Source organism: Paenibacillus macquariensis, assembly GCF_900156375.1.
GTDB lineage: Bacteria > Bacillota > Bacilli > Paenibacillales > Paenibacillaceae > Paenibacillus_AQ > Paenibacillus_AQ macquariensis.
Genome location: NZ_FTNK01000008.1, coordinates 1 through 24,528 on the forward strand (window position 1 = coordinate 1; position 24,528 = coordinate 24,528).

Annotated in this window: 12 protein-coding genes and 5 pseudogenes; 11 read left to right on the top strand and 6 right to left on the bottom strand. The window is 39.9% G+C overall.

Going from position 1 to position 24,528, the window contains the following annotated elements; all coding sequences use genetic code 11:
- The 6 genes and pseudogenes from BW961_RS15340 to BW961_RS15360 all read right to left on the bottom strand — a co-directional run.
- Nucleotides 1-1,048, bottom strand: a pseudogene (locus tag BW961_RS15340) (transposase); the annotation flags it as partial.
- A gap of 157 nt (nt 1,049-1,205) precedes the next feature.
- Nucleotides 1,206-2,088 (bottom strand): annotated as a pseudogene (locus tag BW961_RS31940) (transposase); the annotation flags it as partial.
- A 109-nt stretch (nt 2,089-2,197) separates the two neighbouring features.
- Nucleotides 2,198-2,740: a hypothetical protein gene (locus tag BW961_RS15350; RefSeq protein ID WP_068579229.1), complete on the bottom strand. Its 543-nt coding sequence runs from the start codon at nt 2,738-2,740 to the stop codon at nt 2,198-2,200.
- A gap of 125 nt (nt 2,741-2,865) precedes the next feature.
- On the bottom strand, nt 2,866-3,588 hold the full coding sequence (locus tag BW961_RS15355; RefSeq protein WP_082867273.1) for an IS3 family transposase: 723 nt from the start codon (nt 3,586-3,588) through the stop codon (nt 2,866-2,868).
- Between the two features lie 19 nt (nt 3,589-3,607).
- The gene (locus BW961_RS29520; RefSeq protein WP_082867274.1) at nt 3,608-3,820 is read right to left on the bottom strand and encodes a hypothetical protein; all 213 of its coding nucleotides are present in this window, start codon (nt 3,818-3,820) and stop codon (nt 3,608-3,610) included.
- Entirely contained in the window at nt 3,817-4,284 is a 468-nt protein-coding gene (locus BW961_RS15360) for a hypothetical protein (protein ID WP_068579232.1), read from the bottom strand. Before BW961_RS15360 ends, BW961_RS29520 begins: the two co-directional genes overlap by 4 nt.
- A gap of 675 nt (nt 4,285-4,959) precedes the next feature.
- Here BW961_RS15360 and aroB point away from each other — a divergent pair.
- The 11 genes and pseudogenes from aroB (at nt 4,960) to BW961_RS15415 (ending at nt 24,517) form a co-directional block, all read left to right on the top strand.
- On the top strand, nt 4,960-6,099 hold the full coding sequence (gene aroB / locus BW961_RS15365; protein WP_068579234.1) for a 3-dehydroquinate synthase: 1,140 nt from the start codon (nt 4,960-4,962) through the stop codon (nt 6,097-6,099).
- A 247-nt stretch (nt 6,100-6,346) separates the two neighbouring features.
- A pseudogene (tnpA, locus tag BW961_RS15370) lies at nt 6,347-6,804 on the top strand (IS200/IS605 family transposase).
- 397 nt (nt 6,805-7,201) lie between these two features.
- Nucleotides 7,202-7,717 (top strand): annotated as a pseudogene (locus BW961_RS15375) (transposase); the annotation flags it as partial.
- A gap of 177 nt (nt 7,718-7,894) precedes the next feature.
- Nucleotides 7,895-8,544: pseudogene (locus BW961_RS15380) on the top strand (IS256 family transposase); the annotation flags it as partial.
- 764 nt (nt 8,545-9,308) lie between these two features.
- Nucleotides 9,309-10,460, top strand: coding sequence for an archaeosine biosynthesis radical SAM protein RaSEA (locus BW961_RS15385; RefSeq protein ID WP_068579237.1), 1,152 nt, complete (start codon nt 9,309-9,311; stop codon nt 10,458-10,460).
- A gap of 80 nt (nt 10,461-10,540) precedes the next feature.
- Nucleotides 10,541-11,518, top strand: coding sequence for an arginine deiminase family protein (locus BW961_RS15390; RefSeq protein WP_068579240.1), 978 nt, complete (start codon nt 10,541-10,543; stop codon nt 11,516-11,518).
- Nucleotides 11,519-14,464: 2,946 nt separating this feature from the next.
- Complete coding sequence (locus BW961_RS31945) at nt 14,465-14,662, top strand: 4'-phosphopantetheinyl transferase superfamily protein (RefSeq protein WP_082867275.1); 198 nt, start codon at nt 14,465-14,467, stop codon at nt 14,660-14,662.
- A 132-nt stretch (nt 14,663-14,794) separates the two neighbouring features.
- Nucleotides 14,795-15,511 carry a thioesterase II family protein gene (locus BW961_RS15400; RefSeq protein ID WP_068579243.1) on the top strand — a complete coding sequence of 239 codons (717 nt, stop codon included), beginning with the start codon at nt 14,795-14,797 and terminating at the stop codon, nt 15,509-15,511.
- Nucleotides 15,512-15,529: 18 nt separating this feature from the next.
- Nucleotides 15,530-19,996, top strand: coding sequence for a non-ribosomal peptide synthetase (locus BW961_RS15405; RefSeq protein ID WP_068579244.1), 4,467 nt, complete (start codon nt 15,530-15,532; stop codon nt 19,994-19,996).
- A 156-nt stretch (nt 19,997-20,152) separates the two neighbouring features.
- The gene (locus BW961_RS15410) at nt 20,153-21,238 is read left to right on the top strand and encodes a serine hydrolase domain-containing protein (protein WP_170878574.1); all 1,086 of its coding nucleotides are present in this window, start codon (nt 20,153-20,155) and stop codon (nt 21,236-21,238) included.
- 168 nt (nt 21,239-21,406) lie between these two features.
- Nucleotides 21,407-24,517, top strand: a complete 3,111-nt coding sequence (locus BW961_RS15415; RefSeq protein WP_244555969.1) for a cyclic peptide export ABC transporter — start codon at nt 21,407-21,409, stop codon at nt 24,515-24,517.
- Nucleotides 24,518-24,528: the final 11 nt, after the last annotated feature.

Genomic DNA, 24,528 nt, shown 5'->3' on the forward strand with positions numbered 1-24,528 from the left:
GTGTATTTTATGGTTTCATATGTTGAGTCAAAACTATCATATCGGTAAGAATGACCCTCTTTACAGATTGGACGAAAGTACTTGTCCGCATCGGGATCCGGTTCTTCGTTACGACGGTTGTAATCAATGAGCGCTCTAGCTCCCATTTCCTGAACTTGCTGTAAATGGGTACTAAATCATAACCAGCATCTGCGAGCACGTGAGAAACAGGTAAGTCAGGGTGCCTTTCGGCCACTCTTTTAAGTAAGGGGATCGCCATCTTGCCATTATTAATGTTACCGGAAGAAAGTAATGCTGTAAGGATATATTGCTTTTTACAATCGACGAGAAGATGTGCTTTAAAGCCATACCAGAATACATTTTCCCCCTTGGAATTCTTCTTTACACCCCAGGCTGGGTTCAGTGGGATTTCCTCCACCAACTCTTCATACGAGTAACACAATTGTGCTTCTACCTTCTTGTCGAACAGGGGGCGATTCTCTTCAAGCTCTAATTGTTCTCTTAACCATTGCTCTCGCTCATCCTTGGATTTTCGGCCACGTTTTTTCTTGGGAAGTTCAGTTGCTAATGGGTCGGGATCGTCTTTCTTCTCTGGTTGGCGATCTCTAGCTTCAACATGAGTGGCATCCATAGCGATCTCGGATGCATCAATAAACCCTTCTTGAAAGGCCTGTTGAACTAATTTTTCATGCGACTGCTGAAAAACTTGGGACTTTTGAAGCTTTTGGATTAACCGTGTATATGAAGATTCACTTGGAATCCGATCGGAACCGGTAAAGCCACAGTCCATACTGAATTCAATACTTCTATTCAAGCGATTTCTTAGATCTTTAATCGTCGGGATCCGTTCGATGATCCGAATGAACAGCGAGTGTAGCATAGCTGCATAGTTGAGCTGTGTTGGCGCCCCTAGAAATGCCTTCTTAGAAACAACGCGTAAGAATGGATTAATATCTAATGTCTCAAAAAGAAAACCATACGTATCTTTGGAAGACATTTCTAATAAATCCTCCAAGGAAAACAAACTTTCTTGTCGAATATTATACATCAGGAGTTCTTCCTTTCTCTTTCGTGTGTAGTAGTGGTACTAAACACTTCGAGATTTGGGGAGGTACTCCTTTTTTCATGTTCTAAAAACTTAAGGACAGTAAGGCTTTGGAATTATGAAATTGATTCACGTTTATGCCGATTACTGTGGCTTATTCCAGCAGCACAGGTAGTTGCTCTCCATCTTCGGTATTTCCTTGTGTTACTTCCAAGGCTGTAATAATTTCTTCTGTTGTGGCGGTTTGTTCTTTGTAACCAAAGAACGATTTCATGTCACTCTTCCGATCAAATCGTACATCCGGATCGATGGCCGACAGGATACCTTTGTTTGATAGAAGGCGCTCATCATTAGCAATTTAATTGTTTGGCCATGTCCAGTTTTTCGGTTACTGTACACTCAAGATTGGGAAGCAGATCATCAATCGTCTCACCTAATGATGCAAGATAAGTAAGCATCACGCGCTCCGCGTCTTCTTGATAACTTTTTACTTGCGGCTGCTTTGGAAACTTCTTTTCCAGCTTGGGGTAATATTAAATGACAACACGAAACAGATGGCCGTATCTCGCAACACGTCGAGAGGATGTTGCTTCTAGCTACCGGTCTGCGTATGCGTGGCATCCATAATGATGGCGTTACTTTTCCCCAAGCCTTACTAGATGCATTGGCGAATGACATGTCTTACACATTCTCAATCAGACTGGCTCCGAGCCGATGGTTTCGAAACCGGGACAACTGAGTAGCGTCCGGTACCGCATCTTTGGGATTAATCCCAAAAAACCACTTGTAGGGCCAGATTTACTTGAGTTTTGGGTTTCTTGTACAACTGGCTCGTCGGAAAGATTGTACACGAAAAAGCATTTCCGTTTCGAAAGCAGGTCTGCCGCATATACGTAGTAGAATTGTTCCACTAACTCGTGGATAAAACTGAAGTCTACCATGCCATGAATCTTCTGCAATATATGGTCTTCGGGGACAAGTTTAAAAAGCTCCGCATGAAACGATTCGGTTAATTGTTGGCTAAATGCAACAAAAACGCTCACTCGCTTTTCCTTTAACTAGTATACAACAAACCCAGTACCAGTGCGGTACTGGGTTGTTTCTTGCAGATACTGTAATCGTTTTGCAGGGCTCTCTAATTGGGCATTTCGTTCATCCTATTGATTGAATCAATGCGTGATAACAGTTTTCTTCATCGCGAGCTAGTTTCTCCATTAACCCTCTTAGTTTATCAAGGAGGCCATGTTGGCAGGTAATGATATATTTTAAAGCTAGATTTCGTACAAGAAGTGCTTGGTTTTCTATCTGTGAAAACTGGTCGATAATATCTGGACGGATGGGCCTAAAATGAGACGAAATATAATTGAGTTTTAAGACCATGTTTATTTTATGTTCCCATATTAAATGAAAAATGCGTATGTCAAATGTCTCCTTAAGTGAATTCATTAGATACTGATCGATATATGGATAAATATCAAGACCATACGCCTTATCATCTTCATTTCGAAACAGAGAAAAATGTTGAGAACTGTTCGTTGAGTGGGCATAGTCCAAAATACTTTTCATAAACGCATCAAAATGGAACACTTCGAGGGATACTGTTGCGACCAGTTTGGGCATGGGTTGGGGAACCGTTTTGCTGCCTGCTGTTCGGATACCTTCGAAGTGTTTTTTATTGGTAACGGTAGTTGTCAAGATAGTTGTCGCGATTCTATAGAACTTATGTAGTTGGTTTGTTTCTTATTAGCTTCGTTAACCACTGTTTTCTCGGGATTGAGCCATACCTGTTCCTTCAGATTCTAATTGCGTATTTCTTTGGACTAACGACTAGGATGCTTCGCTTTTGCTGCTTCATAGACCTGTTTTCTTTTTGCGAAAATCTTCTCAGATTGACCTTGATGCCTTTGGTTCGGAGTCAAGAAATTCAGGCCACTATGGCGATGCTCGGTGTTATACCAACGGACAAATTGTAATGTCCATTCACGTGCTTCATCCATAGATTGAAACCCTTTAACGGGAGAATTCGGTCGATACTTGCACGTTCTAAAAATAGATTCGGCATACGGATTATCATTGCTCACTCGAGGTCTGCTTCTAGAGGGTGTAATTCCGAGACTGTATAGGGTTTCAAGTAAGGTTGAACCTTTCATTGGACTGCCATTATCTGAATGTAAAATGAGTGGACTAATTCGAACAACACATTGCTCACTCAGCACAGTTCTCCGCATGAGTTGACTCGCATATTCAGAAGATTCTTCATCCCAAATCTCCCAACCTACAATTTTACGACTAAATAAATCGAGAATGAGATAGAAATAAAAGAATATCCCTTTTACTGGGACTAGTATCCAAGTAATATCCCACATCCATACTTGATTAGGTTTTGTAGCAGAGTGACTGGTAAGGGGGTTCGAGCTAGGCTTCTGGCTACGTCCGCGATGATGTTGTTGTTTATGCTGATGCATAACGCGATAAAAGGTAGATTCTGAGGCGAGATAGATGCCTTGATCTGCAAGTCTAGGAACAATCTGACTGGGTAGCAAACTCTTGAATTCCGTTTGGTTATTGCACTTCAGGTTCACTAAGCTTATGAGAAGGGGCCTTCTTTATGGTATGTGGACGTTGATCTTCGAGAGGAGATCTGTCACTACGCCAGCGCTGCAAGGTTCGTTGAGTAATTCCAAGCTCCTGGCATGCTAGTCGTTCTCTTGCTCCTGCTTGTACAGCCTCTTGAATAAATGCGATGGTTAACTGACGATCTGAGACTTGGATCATTCGTCCTCGGGGTCCCCCCAGATCGCTCGGGCCTTTTTTCGCAACACCAGTAAGGCAGGAAGATCAGGTAATGGAAGTAATGCGGATTTATTGTTATTGCCGAACACGGAGATGGTATGGTTTTCTAAATTCAAATCCTCCCAAAGTAAACGAGCTACTTCAGGAATTCTAAAATCAAGCCACAAAATAAGACCAAATGTAGCTTCTTCGATCAGGGGATTATCCGAGTAATTATCAACATTATCAAAGAACAGTTGCAATTCAATATCTGTCGGTAATTCCCGATAGTAATATCGCTCAAATTGGGTTCCTGTAACATTTAAAGTAGTATCTATTGTCAGCCATCCTAAGTAGTTTAGATTTGCAAAAAGAAATCTAATGTCGTAAAAAATATTACTAACGGTCTGTTTGATGTAGGTTCCCCTCTGGGCGAGTTTAAGTAGATATTGTTTGTATTCTATCAAGTGAGTTTCTTGGACCCTAGATAACGGGATCAGATTAGGTTCCGTATTTTGAAACTCAGCATAGTTGTTATGAAGCCAGAATTAGAATAACTAGATTTATATTTTTGAATGGAGAGATCTTTTACTCCAGAACGAATCAGGTTTTTTATATGTTCGTTTACGGCCACATGATCTAATGAAGAATTAACACTTTTTGATGAATCTATCTGAGAAGAGATATTTGGATACTCTTGGTCAGGTAGTAGGTTTTTGAAAAGAGTTTTGAGTAAGGTTGTTTCAGTTGAATTGGGATGGGAATCTTCAAAAAAATTTGCTGATCAGTTCTTTACTGGCTAGCTATTCATCATGAATGAGTCGAGATGGAAGGTTTACTCGTAGTTCCATATAGTCAAGTAAATCAAGAACAAATTGGGTTAACTTAAAGTAACTCATAGATGTATAACCCTTCTTTTTCCTCATAGCCTTGTTTTCTTTATTGAACTATCGTAGTTGCTGTTTTGTCCATAATCCCGTGTGTTCTCCCCAACCTTTCGTATACTACCATTTTATTAGGTTTAGGAGTTTACACAATCTATTTTATACCCCTGAATTAATGCTATTTTTGGAAAGGAATTCGGGGTATTATTATACCATCCAACCCATGGCGGTTGAATTAGACAATAGGAGGAGAGGAATTTGGCGAATTTTAGGGTGCCTTTGAAAAAATATGTTGATAGTTCATATGACATCGAAGTAGGAAGTAATCTTTACGGAAAACTAAGTAGAGATTTAAAAGATGGTATCATAGAAAATGTAAATAGATATGCTATTATTACTGATTCAAATGTAAAAGATTTATTTGGTGAGCATTTATTGAATTTGTTAAGAAATGATGGTTTTTATGTAGAAATGTTTACATTTCCTTCAGGAGAGCAAAATAAAACACGAGAAACAAAAGCTCAATTAGAAGATCAAATGCTAGCAAAGTCTTATGGAAGAGACAGCTGCATCATAGCATTAGGAGGAGGCACCGTTTCAGACTTGTCTGGTTATTTAGCAGGGACTTATTGTCGAGGTATTCCTTACATAAATTACCCCACAACACTATTAGCTGCTGCTGATGCATCAATTGGTGGAAAAACTGCGGTTAATACTCCAGTCGCTACAAACCTTATTGGAGTATTCCATCAGCCTCGCAAGGTATATATAGACTTAATAACTTGGGGAACTTTACCATATCGACAAATACGAAGTGGATTGGCAGAAACGATTATCCATGCTTGTTTAGGTGATATTAATTTTTTTCAATATCTTGAAAATAACATCGCAAGATTGTATTCTCCTAATAATGAATTAAGTCTGGATAATGAAGTATGTGAACATATCGCATTTAAAAATTGTGAAATTAAATTTCGAGTTGTAGAAAAAGATGATGAGGAAAAAAATTTCAGAAAAGTACTTAACCTAGGTCATACGGCTGGTAGGGCAATAGAAGCTTTAAGTAATTATAATCTGTTACATGGAGAAGCAGTAGCGATTGGTTTAGCTTTTCAAGCTTATTTAGGTAAGAAGTTAAACTTTAATACAATTGATGAGTATAGGAGAATTATTAATCTTTTAAAATTAGCTGAACTTCCTACGGAGATCCCGAATGATATAAAAAGTGTTGATCTAATAAATAAAATGTACACAGATAAAAAAGTCCGTAATTCACAAATTCATTTTGTGTTTCAAGATGGAATCGGAAAGATGAAGCAATTTAATTCTGGGGATTATTCTATCCCAATCAGTGAAGAGTTACTTTTGGAATCTCTCGACGAGTTTAGAAAATTATAGCAATTAAGAGTGGTACTTTACCGTATAACTCTAATGAAAACAAGAGACCATGCCATTGCACGGTCTCTGTGTTTTCAATTGGCTTGATTAAGAAGGCGAGTCTGTAAAATACATTGTGTTCTCCCCAACCTTTCGTATACTACCATTTTAATCGCTACGGGTTTAATTCCCCGCAGCTTGCTGCGTAACTAACTGAGATTGGACTATAATGAGCATATAACAGAAACGTAGAAGGGAACGCTGTGATTTGAGCGAGTATATCCATAAATCACACAACGTGTCGGTGCTTATGTATCATTTTGTATGTCCAGCAAAGTACAGAAAAACGGTATTCAGTAAAGAAGTAGATGAAACATTGAAAGATGTATGCGTGGAAATATCGAAAAGATATGAAATAGAGTTTTTTGAAATAGGTACGGATAAAAATCATGTTCACTTTTGGGTGCAGTCTGTCCACACATATAGTCCAACGAAAATCATACAAACAATCAAGAGTATAACGGCGAGAGAGATATTTGCAAGACATCCTGAAGTGAAGAAAAAACTATGGGGTGGGGAATTTGGTCAGATTGATATTTCGTCAATACCGTCAGTAAATTTGGTAGTGAAGCGACAATAAGGAATTAGGTGAACAAGCAAGGTGTAGAAGAAGAATACGTAAAGTTACACGAAAAGATAGAAGGAGAGCAGTTGACCTTATTCTAAGTGAGCAAAGCGAATTCACCTGCTAAGATACCCCGCAGCTTGCTACGGGGAGTTTCATTAGGTTTTGGAGTTTACAAAATGTATTTTACAGACTCTTTTTCGATGAACATATTGTTTCTTTTGATGTATAATTTGTAAAAGCACAAAAAACATTTAAAATCACTCTATTCAAGGAAATATTATTTAAACTTATTTTTGCAATTGTTTATGAGGTTATTGAATTTTAAAAATATTTAGTCAAGAGGGAATGTCTAGATGGAGCTTTATGGTGTTAACTTAAAGGATCGTCCAATACAAGATTTATTATCGAAACTAATGAAATTCGAGTCTGTAAAATAGATTGTGTAAACTCCTAAACCTATTAAAATAGTAGTATACGAAAGGTAGGGGAGAACACATGGGATTATGGACAAAACAGCAGCCCCGTGAGTTCATTAAAGAGAACAAATTGGTATCTGCACAAGATGCTCAGAATGCATTGAAAGAGTTGTTTGCGGAGACGTTGCAAGAGATGCTAGAAGCTGAGATGGATGCTCATTTGGGCTACCAGAAGCACGACATGCAGAATAAGCAGACAACGAATAGCCGTAATGGCAAGAGCAAGAAAAATATTATTAGTGAGTACGGTGAGAAAGAAATCGTCATTCCTCGAGATCGCGAAGGTGAGTTTGAGCCGCTTGTTGTGAAGAAGCATCAGACGAACGTAACCGGTATCGAAGATCAAATCGTTGCCCTATATGCTAAAGGAATCAGCACGCGGGAGATTCAAGACCACCTAAACAATCTGTATGGTATTGAGGTCTCTCCGACCTTCATTTCTAACGTCACGAACAAGATTGTTCCCCTCATTAAGGAGTGGCAGAATCGACCACTACAAGCTGTGTACGCGGTTGTTTTTCTAGATGCCATTCACTTTAAGCCTGCATTCCCGAACTAATTATACCTAGGTGGCGAAATCCCTTACAGGTACTGAGTTTTCTGTTCATCACTTGGTATAATTTATTTATACCAAGGTTTTGGGGAATCTCTCAATATTCCTTTAGCAGCAAGGCTTCCCGGGTCCCTTGTTATAATTTTCCGAGAATGGAGGTTTAAGGTCAAACAGGATGGTGCCATTGTAAACAAAGCAGCCTATATGGTCATTGGTATTGATCTGGATGGATGTAAAGACGTTCTCGGGATGTGGATTGGCGAAAATGAATCATCCAAGTTCTGGCTTAGCGTTCTTAATGATCTGAAAAACCGTGGTGTACAAGATATTCTCATCACATGCGTAGACAACTTAACAGGCTTCACACGATTTCAGCCTGTTATCCGCAGACAGAAATAGAAAAATCCATCATTCATCAGATTCGAAATTCTACTCGATTTGTCTCTTACAAAGATCTGAAGAAAGTAACCGCTGATCTAAAGCCCATTTACAAAGCCGTAAATGAGGAGAAGGCCTAACTGGACCGTTTTGAGGAAACCTGGGGTAGTAAATATCCCCTAATTGTACGTTCCTGGCGAAACAACTGGGATGAACTCGCAACCTTTTTTAAATACCCGGCAGAGATCCGTAACATTATTTATACGACCAACATCATTGAGAGTTATCACCGTCAGTTGCGCAAGGTAACGAAAGGAAAAAGCATCTTCCCTACGGACGATTCCTTACTGAAAATGCTCTACTTGGCAACGATGGATGTTACCCGCAAATGGACAGGCCGTGTACAGAATTGGGGACAAATGCTCCTTTAACTTTCCGTATTTTTTCCAGATCGTATCGGGCAGTATCTCAGATAACTTTTCTCCCCTCGGGGAGGAGCCTATTAAAAGAGTTTACAAAAAAGATTTGACAGACCCAAACTTTTGCCGCTGCAATTTCTTCATCATATCTTTGCCATCCTAAATAAGGGCCAACCCTACAAAGCATAAAACCATTTTAAGCCAAAAACCTTCATGCCACACTGAAGGTTATTCATGCTGTATAAAATTGTATACTTGCAATTTATCCAAGCTTGAAGTGTTTACAAGTATATTGGCTGTTTTTTGTTGGAGAATTCATGTCACAGACGTAGTTTGTCATGCATCTTTGGAAACTATATTCCTAATCTAATTCCTATCTATTCTTATAGAAATGAGAAATTAAAAAGTATAAAGATTCCAGTAGAACAAGCTGAAATTTTCTAATCAAGTAAGCTGGTCCTTGAATAAAGCACTATCAAATTTTGATTCTTGATAAGGAATTAGGTATGTAAATAACTAAAAAGGAAATCTGTAAATGTTTTTAAAAACTTTGTATGTATTTGGAATAAAAAGTTGAATTTTGAAAAATGGTGTGATACCCTAAACTTTGTAAGCGTATTACATAAATTATCAATTTAACCTCTTAGAAATCTTTTTATAATTAATAAGCTAGAGGGATAGCTAGGAAAAGCGTAACTTTTTAAACCGCTCTGGTAATGAACTATCACTAAGTCAAATTACAGAGAAGCATTAGAATTAAAAGGGGAAGATTATCGATGTATGATTTTGATGCAACATCAGTTAAGAAATTGCGGAAAGATATATCATCCGTAATGATACAAATCAGGAAACAAACCCCACGGCTCAGTTTATCTCCTGATAAGGTGAAGGGTAGCGAGGTCTGGGAAGGAAACTTTCAAGGACAGCCTATAGAGCGTGTTATTATTTATTTGAGATCGAGTGGATGCTTTTGGAGTATGCGGACCGCAGAGGATGGACAGATTGATTTAAAAGCCGGCTGTCTTGATTGTGAACATAGTGTTGCTGATACAACATTTGGAAAACCCATTTCGGCTCAGAGTTACATTAAGCAGTTTCTAGGAGCATATGAAGAGTATGACTTCTCAAAATATCCAGTTTTATGTCTCTACAACGAGGGCAGTATCTTCAATAATGTCGAGCTCCCAGATGAAGCGCGTCGCACGATCCTTAAAATAATTGCTGCAGATCCTAACATTAAGAGTGTCATACTTGAATCTCTACCAGAATTTATTACGGAAGAAATTTTATATGAAACACGCGAAATCCTTGGTGATAAACATTTGGAAATCGGTGTGGGTCTTGAGAGCTCTAATGAAATGATCAGAAAAATATGTGTAAATAAGTCATTTTCCTTAAAGCGTTTTGAGCAGGCGGCAAAGCTTATAACCGAATATGGGACTTTATTGTCGTATGTATTAGTTAAACCATCATTTCTTACTGAGAGAGAAGCACTTGAGGACTCAATAAAGACTGCCAAGTATGCATTCGAAGTGGGGTCTAAGGTAGTGTCGCTTGAACCTTTAAACATTGGGGTATATGCTATGTCTGGCGCTTTGAATCGCTTAGGAATGTATCGAGTTCCATGGTTATGGACTGTTCTTGAAGTAGCCCGTGAGGTAAACCATTTAGGAGAATTAAGAGTAGGTGGCTATCAATTTGCCCCAAAATACGAACATTACTCAAACAATTGCGACTCTTGTACCATGAGAGTTAAAGATGCTATTCGAGGTTGGAATGCGACATATGATCCGAAATACTTAGAAATTGAAAACTGCAGCTGTAAGGCCGAATGGCAAGATGAACTAAACAAGATTCATCCAAATTTAATAGAACGTATATCCAACGTGCTACCTCTGCTGGAGAGATCTGTTCAATTGAAACATTAAAAAACATCTACCTTATAAAACAGGGATGGGTACGCAGTTTGAGGCGCTAATATAAAATTCAGACTAGGTGGTATATAATTATGAAACTCCATTGCTTTTCGGAATACGATCGACTGCGAACAGTGGCTTTATGTAGACCAAGTCTCGTTCAAGTGCAGACTCGTAATGAGGCGGAATATGTTTGCTTCCGTGAACCTGTTGATCCGCAAATAGCTGTTGAGGCCCATCAGAGGTTACGAGAGAGTCTGGAATCGAATGGAGTTCATACGATCGATTTCACCTCATATTTTGAAGATGAGGAACGTGCATTAAGCGATCAACTCGTGAATCGAACATATTCTCGTGACGTTGCTGGTGTCATTGGTAATGCCCTATTATTTGGTTCGGCCGGGGTCGATGTACGGAAACCGGATTTTCAGTTAGCACACTCAGCTTTAAGAAAAGCAGTCGGAACATCAGTAATCAGTGAAGTCACTAGCTCGATACAGTCTTCATTGGAATTTGGAGACTTTTTAATGTTGAATAGAAGTGCAATTCTTATTAATTTAGGATGGAGGACGAGTCTTGACGGAGTGATGAATATAAAGAACCTGATTTTTAAATCTGGTTTTGAGCAGATAGGCTTAATCTCATTGCCACCGGACTTAACCCTGCCGCATTTGGACGTTGTATGCAACGTCGTTGGAAGTCATCTCTTTTTAGCTTCAAAGTTCCTTCGTCATGTTCCTGTAAGGATAATAATGCAAGACAAAGAGGAGCGCTATGAAATGCTTCCTGATTTTGTGGCTCGTCACGGATACCACGTGCGATACTTACCCGAGAACCACGATCCTTTAGCCTATACGAATTTCATAAATATCGACCGATCGACAGTATTGGCGAGCGAGTCTGCTGTTGCAATTAGAGACATTCTTGCGGACGTGCAAGTAGATGTGCAGACTGTTGATATAACTGAACTGGAAAAGGGCGGAGGTGGGATTAGATGTCTAACTCTACCACTTTGTAGAGACGACGAAAATACCTTAAGCGACAGCAAAGTTACGTCAATTGTCTCTTGATACAATGGCATGATTTATTATACATAAAATGTTGTGAGTTAATTTGTAACAAAACGTGTTGGTAATCAAAAATTTAATTAAAAAAACTTTTTATGATGTTGAAAAAGATACTTTGACACTTAGAAATGTGCTTTTGAAATCCTTCTTTGTTGAAACTCTAAATTCTGTAGATGAATCAATTTATTTATTGTTATAACAAATTAAGGAAAATGATGGAGATGCAATTAATCTTTTAGTTGAATTAATTTGACAATATTATGTTGTTGTAATGTATACCTATTCCGTGACAGCAGGAGGAGAGGTTTACTGGATGTAGTTTGAAATAATCTCGTCATCTAAGTAAGTCAATGACATTGTGTTCTGTTCATAACGTCAACAATATTGTGAACACGAAACGATGTCAGGAGGAGGCGCGGTTTGTGTGTAGTGGGAGGCTTGTATGGTGAGGATGGACAAGTTGTTCGATAGCTTCCTGCTTAAACCATATTAGTTATGTTATGTTGGGACATAGATCCCGTCACATAAGGTGTTATAAGCCCTCTTCTTTTGTTCATACCCCGATTCAGCTGGTTGGGTCTTTGAACCGGAATCACCGTGCCAACCTGTGGAGATCAAAAGTGCTGGCCCCAGTGAAATTAAGGAGGTTATATGAATCATCCTGTTCTAAGTATCGATGTTCTAAGGGGAAGAGTCTGAACTGCAACCCGAACGTTCTATCAACTCTTTTGTCAACAGACAGAAAAACTTACAATTTTTCCAATACATCTCGGGGTGCAAAGGGCAGTGCCATCATATATAGAGTATTATTGAATCGGCCAAAGAAAATGGGTTGAACCATTTCCTAGCTACTTCTACCTGACTACTGCCGGATTCCTATTCATAGCTAGCATATCTAAGTCTTTATCTTATTAATAGGTGGGGGCTATTTTACACTTACTTGAGATTCAATTTTCTGTTCATAGAAGCGAATAGAAGAACTTCTTACAGGTATTATCAAAGTGGTGTCCTCACCGCCAATGGCAGCCTTAATCTTTCTCATTCAAAATATTAGAAAAGGTTAGTTATTGAGCTTAGAAAGTTCCTAGAGATCCATCACAATTATATTGACTCGTGCTCGTCAGGGTACTTGAAGATTAGCGGTAAGTTGAATAACGTGTAAAAAGACTATGTGAAATGAGACCTCATTTCACCCAAGGATATATGAGGTCTTAGTGTTAAGTTGAATAATGCTACATTATATATGTTCGATGACGGATGAAGCATCTCCTCTGCTAGACGTGTCAGAGTCAGCTAATGATTACTCATGCATGGAGGATGTCAACTTACCTAATAAATTCATCAAAGAGGAACGAGCCCTTAAGCTAACTCATCTTTACATTTCTTTCGTTGATTTACTTCTGATGCTTATCGGAAACTAATATTTTATGGGGATAAATTGGGGACAAAAATCGTCACCAAGGTTCATTAAAGAACCAAAGAGATCATACGACAGTTGCAACAAACCTAAATAAATAAGCATGTTTAGTACATCAGCATAATATATCTGACCTCATCACAGAAGAACTAACAACACCAAGACATATTCGGTATTGACCATCTAATAGAGAATAGTGTACAATTAATTTCGAGGTATTGGCTAATAATTACATAATAGGTATATGATTTGTAGAGCACTTGTGAACTATGCATACCATAGACTGGCCCTAATATGTTTAAGATTTTGTCAATTGATAGATGAAGAAGTCATTGTCTTGTAAAATATATGGACGTAACCTGAAGCTATAGAGCTGCACATGGAGATCTATAGAATCTATGAGTGAATAATAATAAAAAAGTGAAAATAACGAGTTTTATGCGAGTATAAAATTAAATCGATGAGGTGAGCTCTTGTGAAGACTATGTTTACGTTTAAGACATAATGCAAACACAAGGATAAATTGACATCAATCATAAGGAAACTAATCGTTGTTTAGGCACGTTAGTCGACGAGTGAGGATATAGAAGTTAACTTCGTAATGTATTAATTAATACATGAAAGGGCGAAGCTTTGCAACTTGAATTGTGAATCAAACTGCATGATGTACAAGTCAAGCAGTATGTTGTGAGTCATCAAGAAGAGGCGCTGCCATACTCTCTTCATATTAAGTTGGCGATAGATGGCGAGTAAAGCCACGAGCAATCTGTGCTAATTAAATCGGAAAAGCTGTTGTCTATTTTAGAGGACATGCTTTTTTTTGTTTTTCCATATTTAAAAATGATAGCTAAGAAACTGGTTATTGTGTAAAAATATTTGAGGTTTTCGCAGACGGTTGTTGTGTTAAGTTCTGATGAATCAAATGGCAGAACTGTATTTGAGGTATAAGGGTAAACGAAAATTGTTTTAATAGACGAGTCTAGGTTTATGAAATTAAAAAAATAGTTTCAGAGATTAATTGCTTTTACATCGAGCTTTTGAATTTTTGGATCAAAAAGATATTTTTTAACTTATAACTATTTGAAATCAGAAGTTTATGCAACGTTAGTTATTATATATATAAGAGGAACTCAATAATTGGAATTATTCGCAGTTAATCTTAAGTAACTTCCAGTTGAACATACATTATTAGCCCTCATGTAGAATGTTCCGGAGGAAAAAAGTAAGAAATTGATTCGTAATAGAAATAATGAAGATTGTTGCAGGTCCCTTGCTGCCGAACTGTTGATTAGAGTAATCATTACTAAAAAGAATAACTGGAAAAACCAAGAGATTATTTTTGAGAATAACATTTACGGTAAACAGCACCTTATGAATTCTTTATTGGAGTTCAATTTATACCATTCCGAACATTGAGTTGTTTGCGCAATAGACCATACACCAATTGGGATCAATATTGAAGAGAAAAGTCGATTTATGTTAACATAGCCAAACGGTTTTTCTCCAACATGAAATGAAGCAGCCTCTTTAATATGATCGAAAATGACAAGTTGGACTATTTTTATGATTTATGGACATTAAAGGAGAGCTATGTCAAAAATATAGGACATGGCCTGTCGATCCCTTTGGATCTGATTTCCTTCTTGTTCAATGAAAATAATATCAGGTACGAGAACCGGTACTCTCACGAAATTCGTTATTTCAAGCAATATCATGTGGATAATCGCTAAAGCTGTCGGTATGCGCTAATTCGAATAACTTTCCTGAAGAAATTGCAATCCAAAGTTTTGAACAATTAACGCAAGAGTCTTTGCTTTTATTGAACGGATAAAGGCATAGGGCGAAGGAGGGTTTTTGGTTTCATGATCAAGCTGTTTTGCATTCCGCACGCTGGAGGCTCGGCCTCCATATATTCAAAATGGAGAGCGTTTCTTAATCCCGCCATTGAGTTGCATCCAGTAGAACTTTGCGGCAGGGGAAGCAGACATAAGGAAGATTTTTATCAATCAATAGATGATGCGGCAGAAGATATTTATTCACAGATCGACTATCTGCTTGATGGTCGATTTGCTTTGTTTGGTCACAGCATGGGGAGCTTATTAGCTTACGAAGTTTGCCGCAAAATTAAAGAACGCAAGGGAATGGATCCCGTACATCTATTTGCATCTGGCAGACAGGCTCCTCAATGCAAGAGAAGCGGGGATTTAATCCACACGAAGCCTGACCATGCTGTAATTAGTGAGATAGTCCGGCTGCAGGGTACAACTAGCGAATTGGTTGGTAATCAAATATTTTTGGAGTATTTTCTGCCCATTATTAAGGCTGATTACAAAATAATTGAACAATACAATTTGTCTTCAAGAGATATATTGCTTAATTGCGATATGACTGTAATGTGTGGAACGGATGATGATTTCGTATATGAAGAGTTATCCGCATGGCAGCAGCATACTGCCGGGACTTGCCGTATTCAATATTTTAATGGCGGTCATTTCTACCTTAATGATGAAATGCATTCTGTGGTGAGGTTCATTAACTCTCAATTAATCAATGTTCTGACGGAGAAGCAACAACGCTAAGAAGGGAGTGGTTGGCGGTTGTATAACCTAACGCATGCTCAAAAGAGGATTTGGTATAACGAGAAGCTACATGATGAGGCAACAATGTATAATTTGTTTGGTACAGTTCGTATTCGTACGGATATTCATTATGCAAGCCTCATGGAATCGATACATATATTCATAGAAAGAAATGATGGAGTAAGAATAAGAATCGACGAGAACAATGGGAAGCCAGAGCAGTACTTCCACCCCTACAATAGAAAAGCGATAGATTTTTTTGACTTCAGCGAGTACGAAGACCCTTATCGCAAGTTTGAAGAATGGGTCGATGAGGAAAGGAAAAAGCCGTTTACTTTTTCTAATGCGGATTTGTTTTATTTTGCTATGTTTAAGTTAAGTTCTGGTGAAGGTGGGTATATAGGAAAATTTCATCATATTATAGCGGATGGCTGGTCACTGCAATTGGTGGGCGAACAAATTGCATCGGTATATACTTCATTAATGAATGGTGAGCCTATTATTAGGGACGGGAACTATACGTATAAAGACTACATCATTCAAGAGAATAATTACTTGCAATCGAAACGGTTTCTTAAAAATAAGGAGTTTTGGAATCGCACGTTTGCAACCTTACCTAATAACATGGAGTCGAACAAAAACAATCGTCTTGAGTCAAGTAGAGTATCTTTTAAAGTGGATGAACGTACATCGAATGAGATTAAAAGATTCGTTAAATCCGGGGATATGACGGTCAACTCATTATTTGTCTCCGCCCTGCTCGTCTATTTATGGTTTACTACAGGGGAGACAGAACAGATCATCGGCATGCCGGTTATGAACCGTACAGGAAAGAAGGATAAAAATACTTTTGGCATGTTCACCAGCACGATGCCCTTTCGGAGCGAAATGAATGACACGGATCAAATCCAACATTTTATTCAACGTGTTCATTCGGATCTTGCCAAATGCTATTACCATCAAAGATATCCTTATGATTTGTTAGTAAACGATTTGCGTCTTAGCCATCTGGGACGGGATAGTCTTTTCAATATTTCCGTAAACTTCTATAATACCGCCTTCCGCCATTTATTCGACAGCTGCTCTTATGAAACGAGGGAGGTCTTCAACGGCAAACAGCCTTATAAGCTGCAATTGGTCATAAGGGACTGGGTTGATGACGGGTATGTCCTTGACTTTGACTATAAAGAAGAAGAGTACGATTCAAAAACAATTGAAAGGGCATACAAACATATACTCAACATTGTGAGCTATATGATGAAATATCCTCAACGAAGAGTGAACGATATCGAGATGCTCGATCGTGACGAAATAGACTTGCTTACGGAGAAATTTAGCAGCGATCCCACATATCCGCTATCCCGATCGGTTTCTCAGCTATTCGAAGAGCAGGCCGAATTGAATGGAGACAAAGTTGCGTGTTACTTCGAGAATGGCACGATGAGTTATAAAGAGCTTAATGAGAAAGCGAATAGAGCAGCACGGTTGCTGATCAAAAAAGGCGTCACGCATGATGTGTCAGTAGCCATAATCGGTAATCATTCCATTAAACTGATTGTAGCAATGCTAGCGGTGTTAAAGGCTGGAGGAGCTTATATTCCGATAGATCCCCATTTCCCTGCCAATCGAATTCAATATATTTTGGAGGATTCCAGAGCCCAACTGGCCATTACGAATGGCCTGGCAGGTGAAGCTATTCATTTTGACGGGGAAATAATCGACTTGAGCGACGAACCTACTTATTCGGAGGAAGATGGCAGCAACGTTCCCTCAATAAGCACTCCAGAGTCTTTAGCCTATATCATGTATACGTCCGGTTCAACAGGAAACCCCAAAGGGGTTATGGTACTACAGAAAGGACTGGTCAACTATCTTTGGTGGGCCCAAAAAAGATACCTTCAGCAAGACGATGTGTTTGCCGTGTATTCTTCCATTTCATTCGATCTAACCGTCACTTCTATCTTTACGCCTCTCATATCCGGAGGTCAGTTGAAAATTTTTAACGCAGTGGATGATGCAGAGTTTGTACTATTCCAAATTATGAAAGATACAGAGACAACTGTCGTCAAGTTGACGCCTGCACATCTGGCTCTGATTCTGGAATCAGGAATTCGGCATACTAATGTTAAAAAGTTAATCGTCGGAGGGGAAGATTTAAAAGTCGGTCTAGCCTACCAAATTTACAAGCAGTTCGATTGCGAAATCACAATCTATAACGAATACGGCCCCACAGAAACTGTAGTAGGATGCTTGATCCATCAGTATGACGAGCATACCGATACAGGCCATTCGGTGCCAATTGGACTGCCGATTGATAATGTTTCAATCTACATACTCAACAAGAGCTTAAAGCCAGTCCCTGTCGGTGTAGTCGGTGAAGTATATGTTGCCGGTCCTGGCGTGGCGAGAGGGTATCTGGGCAAAGCGGAGCTGACTAAAGAGCGATTCGTCCTCAATCCATTTGCTAAGGGAGAGCGGATGTATAAGACGGGCGACCTAGCGATGTGGCTGGAAAGCCAACTCGTCGGCTATGTAGGCAGAGCGGACAATCAGGTGAAAATTAGGGGCTATCGGATTGAACTGGGCGAAATAGAGGGCTTGCTTTCACAGTATCCAGGCATCAGCAACTCGGTCTTAACGGTAGTAGAAAATAGGGCGGGAACTAAGCATTTATGCGCGTATTATTGTTCGAACGAAGAAATGCACAGGGAAAGTCTGAATGATTTTCTGTATGCGCATCTTCCAGCTCATATGATTCCCCAATTTATTTATCGCCTTGATGCCATGCCGCTTACTAGCAACGGCAAAATAGACACGAAGAAGCTTCCCCTTCCTGACTTCAGTGGGGAATCGAGGGCAATAGAGCTTCCGCGAAGCGAGATGGAGCGGGTGTTGGCTAATGTGTGGGGAGAAGTGTTCGGGTCCGCAACGATTGGGGTTCACGAAGATTATTATTCGTTAGGCGGAGACTCGATTAAGGCTATTCAAATCGTATCCCAATTGAACGTTAGAGGCATTACGACAAATGTTAGAGATATTATGAGATACCGCACCATATCGGAATTATCGGAGCATGTACAAGCAAATGGGGGCTTCACCGACAATCGCCTTGTCGAAGGCTATGTGCTTCCAACGCCAATCATGCAATGGTATATGAGCAAAGGAAGCCGTACGAAGCCTTATACGCAGTCCGTTTTACTTGTGCTCAAACAACCAATGGACGTTGCGTTACTTGAACGATCGTTCGAATTCATCATTCGCCATCATGATTCGTTTAGAATTAACAAGAGCAGGAACGAGACATTGTACTATAATAATTCGCTAGTTGGCTTGCCGTTCAAGCTTATTGCCTTTGATCTTTCATCCGTAAACGCTGACTGGCACTATCATAAATACATCCAGATTTATGAAGAGGTGAAAGGTCAGGTGAGTCTAGACGGGAAGTTTCCGATAAGCGCGGCATTGTTGGATTATGGCAGAAATATTAAAAAATTGCTTGTAACTGCCCATCATCTCACGGTAGATGGGATTTCGTGGCGAATTATTATTGATGATCTCATCCATGTGTATAAAAGCTTACTTGAAGGAAAGGACGCAAGCCTCCCTAGCAAAACGGTTTCGTTCCAAAAGTTCAGTCAGGAAATGATGAAATATTCCAAGGAGTCGAATGTAACGAAGGAAATCGGCTTCTGGAATGAAAATCAGAGGACCGAGTCAAGTTTCTTCAATAAAGCGAAATCGAACGCAAGCACAACGCATGCGTTAAACTTTGATTTTATTGAGGAAAGATTTGATGTCGAGACAACGGCGAAATTGCTGACGGCGGCGAGTAGTAATGATCAAATTCAGCCTGCCGAAATATTGTTAACCGCTTTGGCAATGGGCATGAAAGAGTGGGCAGGAGGGGATGAGTATGTATACGAGATTGAAACTCATGGAAGGCACTTGGAAAACATCGATGTTTCGCGGACGGTTGGCTGGTTTACAGCCATCTACCCTCTGAAGATCCGAGTTGCGACCAATGCAATTGCGATAGTTTTAGCGGAAGTAAAGGAGCGTGTTAGAGGAGTTCCCAACAAGGGATTGGGGTACGGAATTCTAAAGCATGAGTTGAAGTTGCTGAACGAATCGGAGGATAGGGCTATCCGGTTTAACTATTTAGGGCAGTTCGATTTTCATGGCCCAGTACTTGAGTTTTTTGACATTGCAGAAGATATCAATGGATTCATGGACCGTGACGGACAGTTAAGCGCTCCTATTGAAGTGAACAGCGCGATAATCAACAATGCGCTTTCCATATCGTTAAAATATAGTACGGGCATGTTCAGCAAGGGTGAAATAGAGAGGTTACTGAATATCTATTTACACCACATCAGGAGCATCATCCAATATACAAATAAACGGTTGAAGGAGTATCATTTTACCCCTTCCGATTTTTCTTCAGCCAGTATTACAAAAGAGGATATCGACATTTTGTTTGAGTGACGACGATAGATAGACGATATTTGAATTGTGTTTACTGATAAAAAAATATGTTTATGAAGTATATTTTTTTATATATTAATATTCGTTTTGTAAATTAAATACAAATTGTTTTGTAGAAGCTATTAGAGATAAAAATTGCATGGAATGAGTTGGGTTATGGAAAAAAAAGAAGTATTTTCTATGGACGTAGAACAATTATTGACACGTTACCGTGTGCCAGGGATCAGTGTAGCTGTTTTTCGAAATGGAAAGCTTGAATTAACTAGAGGACATGGATTGCTTGAGTATGGAATGCGAGGAAGTGTTAATGTCAATACAATCTTTCATGCATGCTCAATAAGCAAGATGATCACAGCAATCGGGGTGCTTCGTCTAGTAGATAAAGGCGTGCTTCGTTTGGATGAGAACGTAGCCTCTTACTTAAAGTCGTGGGAACTTTCTGAAAGCGAATACACGAATGGCAAACAGATTACATTGGCCAGTTTATTAGCTCATCAAGGGGGCTTCATGGATCATGAAGAAAGCTTTGATGCGTTCACATTTGACACCTCCTATCCAACATTGGACGACTTGCTTTTGGGAAGCACTAATTACAACCCGACACCGGTGCAAGTATCTTATTTGCCGGAGAACCAGTTCATATATTCGGATTATGGCTATTGCATTGTTGAAAAGGTTATAGAGGACTGCTGCGGACGCTCATTTTCTTCGGTCATGAAGGAATTGGTTTTTGAACCACTGAACCTGACGCGCACTTTTTTTCGCAATTATCAGGACGAAACAGATTCAATGCGAACGTTAATGAAAATGTCGGCTGCAGGTCATAACGAGTACAGGGAAGTCGTGCTAGGGAAGCACCCGTTTTATCCTAATCTGGCAGGGGCAGGTCTATGGACGTCCCCTCGCGAAATGGCTCATATAGCAATATCCATCATTGAGGCTTGGAACGGCGGTACATCGGCTATTTTGTCTCTTGATATGGCACGTATGATGCTCTCTGGGTTCGGCTGCGACAAGTCGATCGGACTTGGGGTGTTCGTTCCGCAGGCTAACGAAGGCGAATGTTTCGTCTCCAAGGGCTGGGGAGTTGGGTATCAATGTATGCTCGTTGCATTCCCACGTATTCAGGCTGGCATTGTGGTAATGACCAATTCAGATCCAGGAGTTTCGCAGGAAGAATCTTTAGTGGGTGAGGTCATTCATAAGTGCTGTAATCAATTTGGCTGGAATTATGTTTGCTAAGAAGCTGTTATGTAATTAACTCGCCATTCCCCCACATCTTTGTTTCGATCGCATCTAGAGCATCCATTTCTTTCATTTTCTCGGTTCTAATCACGATCAGAAAGGGGAGTCACTCGTAAAATCAAATGTAACACATTCATGCTAAAGATAAAGGCTGGTGACTGTAAGGTGAGAAGTCGATTTCAGAGAGTTATGATGGCTTGCTTGATATTATGTTGTGCTGGTCATGTGCTTGTATCGATGTTATTTGCAAACAGAGCTGAAGCAGCTGGTGCAAATGACTTAGTCGAGCAACATACTGAAAAGATTGAGAAGTTCATTAACGAGAATATGAAAAAAGGAAATATTCCCGGCATGACGGTCGTTATTGTCCAAGGAAATGAAACGGTATATTCAAAAAGCTTTGGATACGCTGACGTAAATAATAAAATTAAAGTAACTCAGGACACTAGCTTCGAGATTGCATCCAACTCCAAAGCATTTACGGGACTAGCGGTACTGGAACTGGAGAAAGCGGGACTGTTAACTCTAGACGATCCGATTTCCAAGTTCTTTGCCGGATTCAAAACGACCTACAAAGGGAAGCCTTACGAGATTACACTGCGGCAGCTGTTGCACCATTCGAGCGGAATGCCATGGTATACGATTACGAACATTCCGATATCCGACCATCCTGATGCGTTAGAAGAGGTTGTGAACAACGTGAACGGGATGAGACTAGATTCTCGTCCAGGGGAACAGTTTCAATACGCTACCATTAACTACGCGATCATTGGAGCAGTCATTGAAAAAGTGACGGGTCAGCCTTTTGAAGAATATATGGAAAAGAATGTGTTCCAGCCTTTGGGTCTTAAACATACTACCGTTTACCCGGAGAAAGCTACATCGCTGGCTCTTGGGTATAAAAACGGATTTTTCAAGGCTAGAGAGTATGAGGCCCCTATCTTCCGGGGGAACCGTCCTGCAGGATACATCATGATGGATGGCAATGATCTGGCACTATGGCTGAAATATCAATTGGGAAGCATCCAAACGCCGCTAACTCCTTTGATAATGGAAACTCACGTTCCCGATCGGACAGTAAAGCCAAGCCGATTCGATTATTCTTCCTATGCTATGGGGTGGGCAGATTATCAGTCCGGAAACGGAGAACTGTCAAAGGCCGGCTTGAATCCGAACTTTTCCGCTTATATGGTTTTGCGCCCACAAGATAACCTTGCGGTTGGCATTATGGCCAATAGCGGCACAACGCTAACGTACATTACCGGTCACGGTGTTATGGACATTTTAAGAGTCCAGGATCCAACTTCTCCTTATGAGCCGGACCGAAAGGCGGATAACTCTTGGTCGATTATTACCATTTTGGCGATGGTTTACGTACTGTCGGTAGTGGGACTATTGGCCGCTATCATAATCGGGATTGTGCGCAAGAAGCGAATTTGGAAGCCGCTTAACTTTAAGAAGATCGCTTCATGGTTAGCCGTTCTGGCAAGTTCCTTACCGTTCATTTATGGCATTTATCTTATCCCGAAAGCAATGCAAGGAGTTTCGTGGACGACGGCAATTGTCTGGTCACCGTTCAGCTTCTTGACAGCTATCGGAGCAGTTTGCGTCGGTGTGGTATTAAGTTTTGTGTATATGGTTCTTTCTACGCTATTTCCTAATTCGGAGTCCGACATAGGCGAGCTTCCTTCTCTGGTTATGTTGGGTATAATGAGCGGTTTGGCCAACGCATTTGTTATTTTTATCGTTAACTTTTCTATAAGCAGCAATATTGCGCTTAAATATTTGCTCTATTACTTCGCTTTAGCATTAGTGGTCTATATATTCGGCCGTAGAGTAATTGAAGGGCGACTGGTCAAGATCACATATAACATGATTTACAGAAAGAGAATGGAATTGATTCAGCATGTTTTGCGAAGTTCTTATCAAAAGATGGAAAAAATTGATAACGGTAGAGTTCTGGCAACACTCAACAACGATACAGAAATGATCGGTTACTCATCCAGCATCGTTGTCGGGTTTGCTACTAGTTTGCTTACAGTTATCTGTTGCTTTGTTTATCTGGGAACCATCACCTTCTGGGGTATGCTGCTCTCCCTTGTTGTCATAGTAGCGATTGCTATCTTATACAGTCTAGTAAGCGCTACCGCCAATCGCTATTGGGAAGAAGCTAGAGATACCCAGAACGTTTATTTGGGCTTTATCGATCATTTGCTGAAGGGCTTTAAGGAGCTCAGCATGCATAGACGTAAAAAGTTCGGATTCCAAAAGGATGTAGAGGCTAGCTGCGAGAAATACCGCGAGAAGCGAATCGTTTCCAGAATTAAATTCACGAATGCGCTAGTAGTAGGAGAAATGCTACTCATACTGATATTGGGCACAGTTACCTTTGCTTTTCCGGTCATTTTCAAGGATATCCAAGACCATACTTTAATCAGTTTTGTCATAGTTTTTCTTTACATGATCGGTCCTATGAACGGGTTGCTGCAAGCAATACCGGAGATCATTCAAATTCGCACTTCATTGAAAAGGATCGAAGGGTTCATTGAAGAGGTTGCTGCTAGTGAAGGGAATTTGGAAGATCCGTTGAGTTCGGTTGAAACCGATTTGCGGATTGAGCGAATTGGATTCCATAATCTCTCGTATGAGTATCAAAATTCGGATGGTGAATCCAGCTTCTTGGTAGGACCTTTATCATTTGAGGTCGAATGCTCTCAGATTGTTTTCATTACCGGCGGCAATGGCAGCGGGAAAACGACATTTGGTAAACTAGTAACAGCGCTTTATTCACCTAAAGAGGGACATATTACAGTTAATGGAAAAGTGATTAATCCAAGGGAACTCTCGGAATATATTTCAGTCGTTTTTAGTGACTATCATTTGTTTGATAAATTGTATGAGATTGACTGCGCGAAAAAACAGCCGGAAATCGAACACTATTTAAAGCTGCTGGAATTGCATGACAAAGTAAGTATTAAGGATGGTGTTTTCAGTACTGTCGACTTATCCGGCGGACAAAGAAAACGTTTGGCCTTATTGGTATGTTACTTAGAGGATAGACCGATTTACCTTTTTGACGAATGGGCTGCCGACCAGGATCCCGAGTTCCGTAAGTTTTTCTACCGTACCTTATTGCCGGAAATGAAGGAAGCGGGAAAAATCGTCATTGCTATTACTCATGATGACCACTACTTCCATGTCGCGGATCTTGTATTGCAGATGGAGATGGGGCAGCTAAAAATAAAGGAAGTAAATGCATCACTACAAATCTCATAGGATGAGGAATG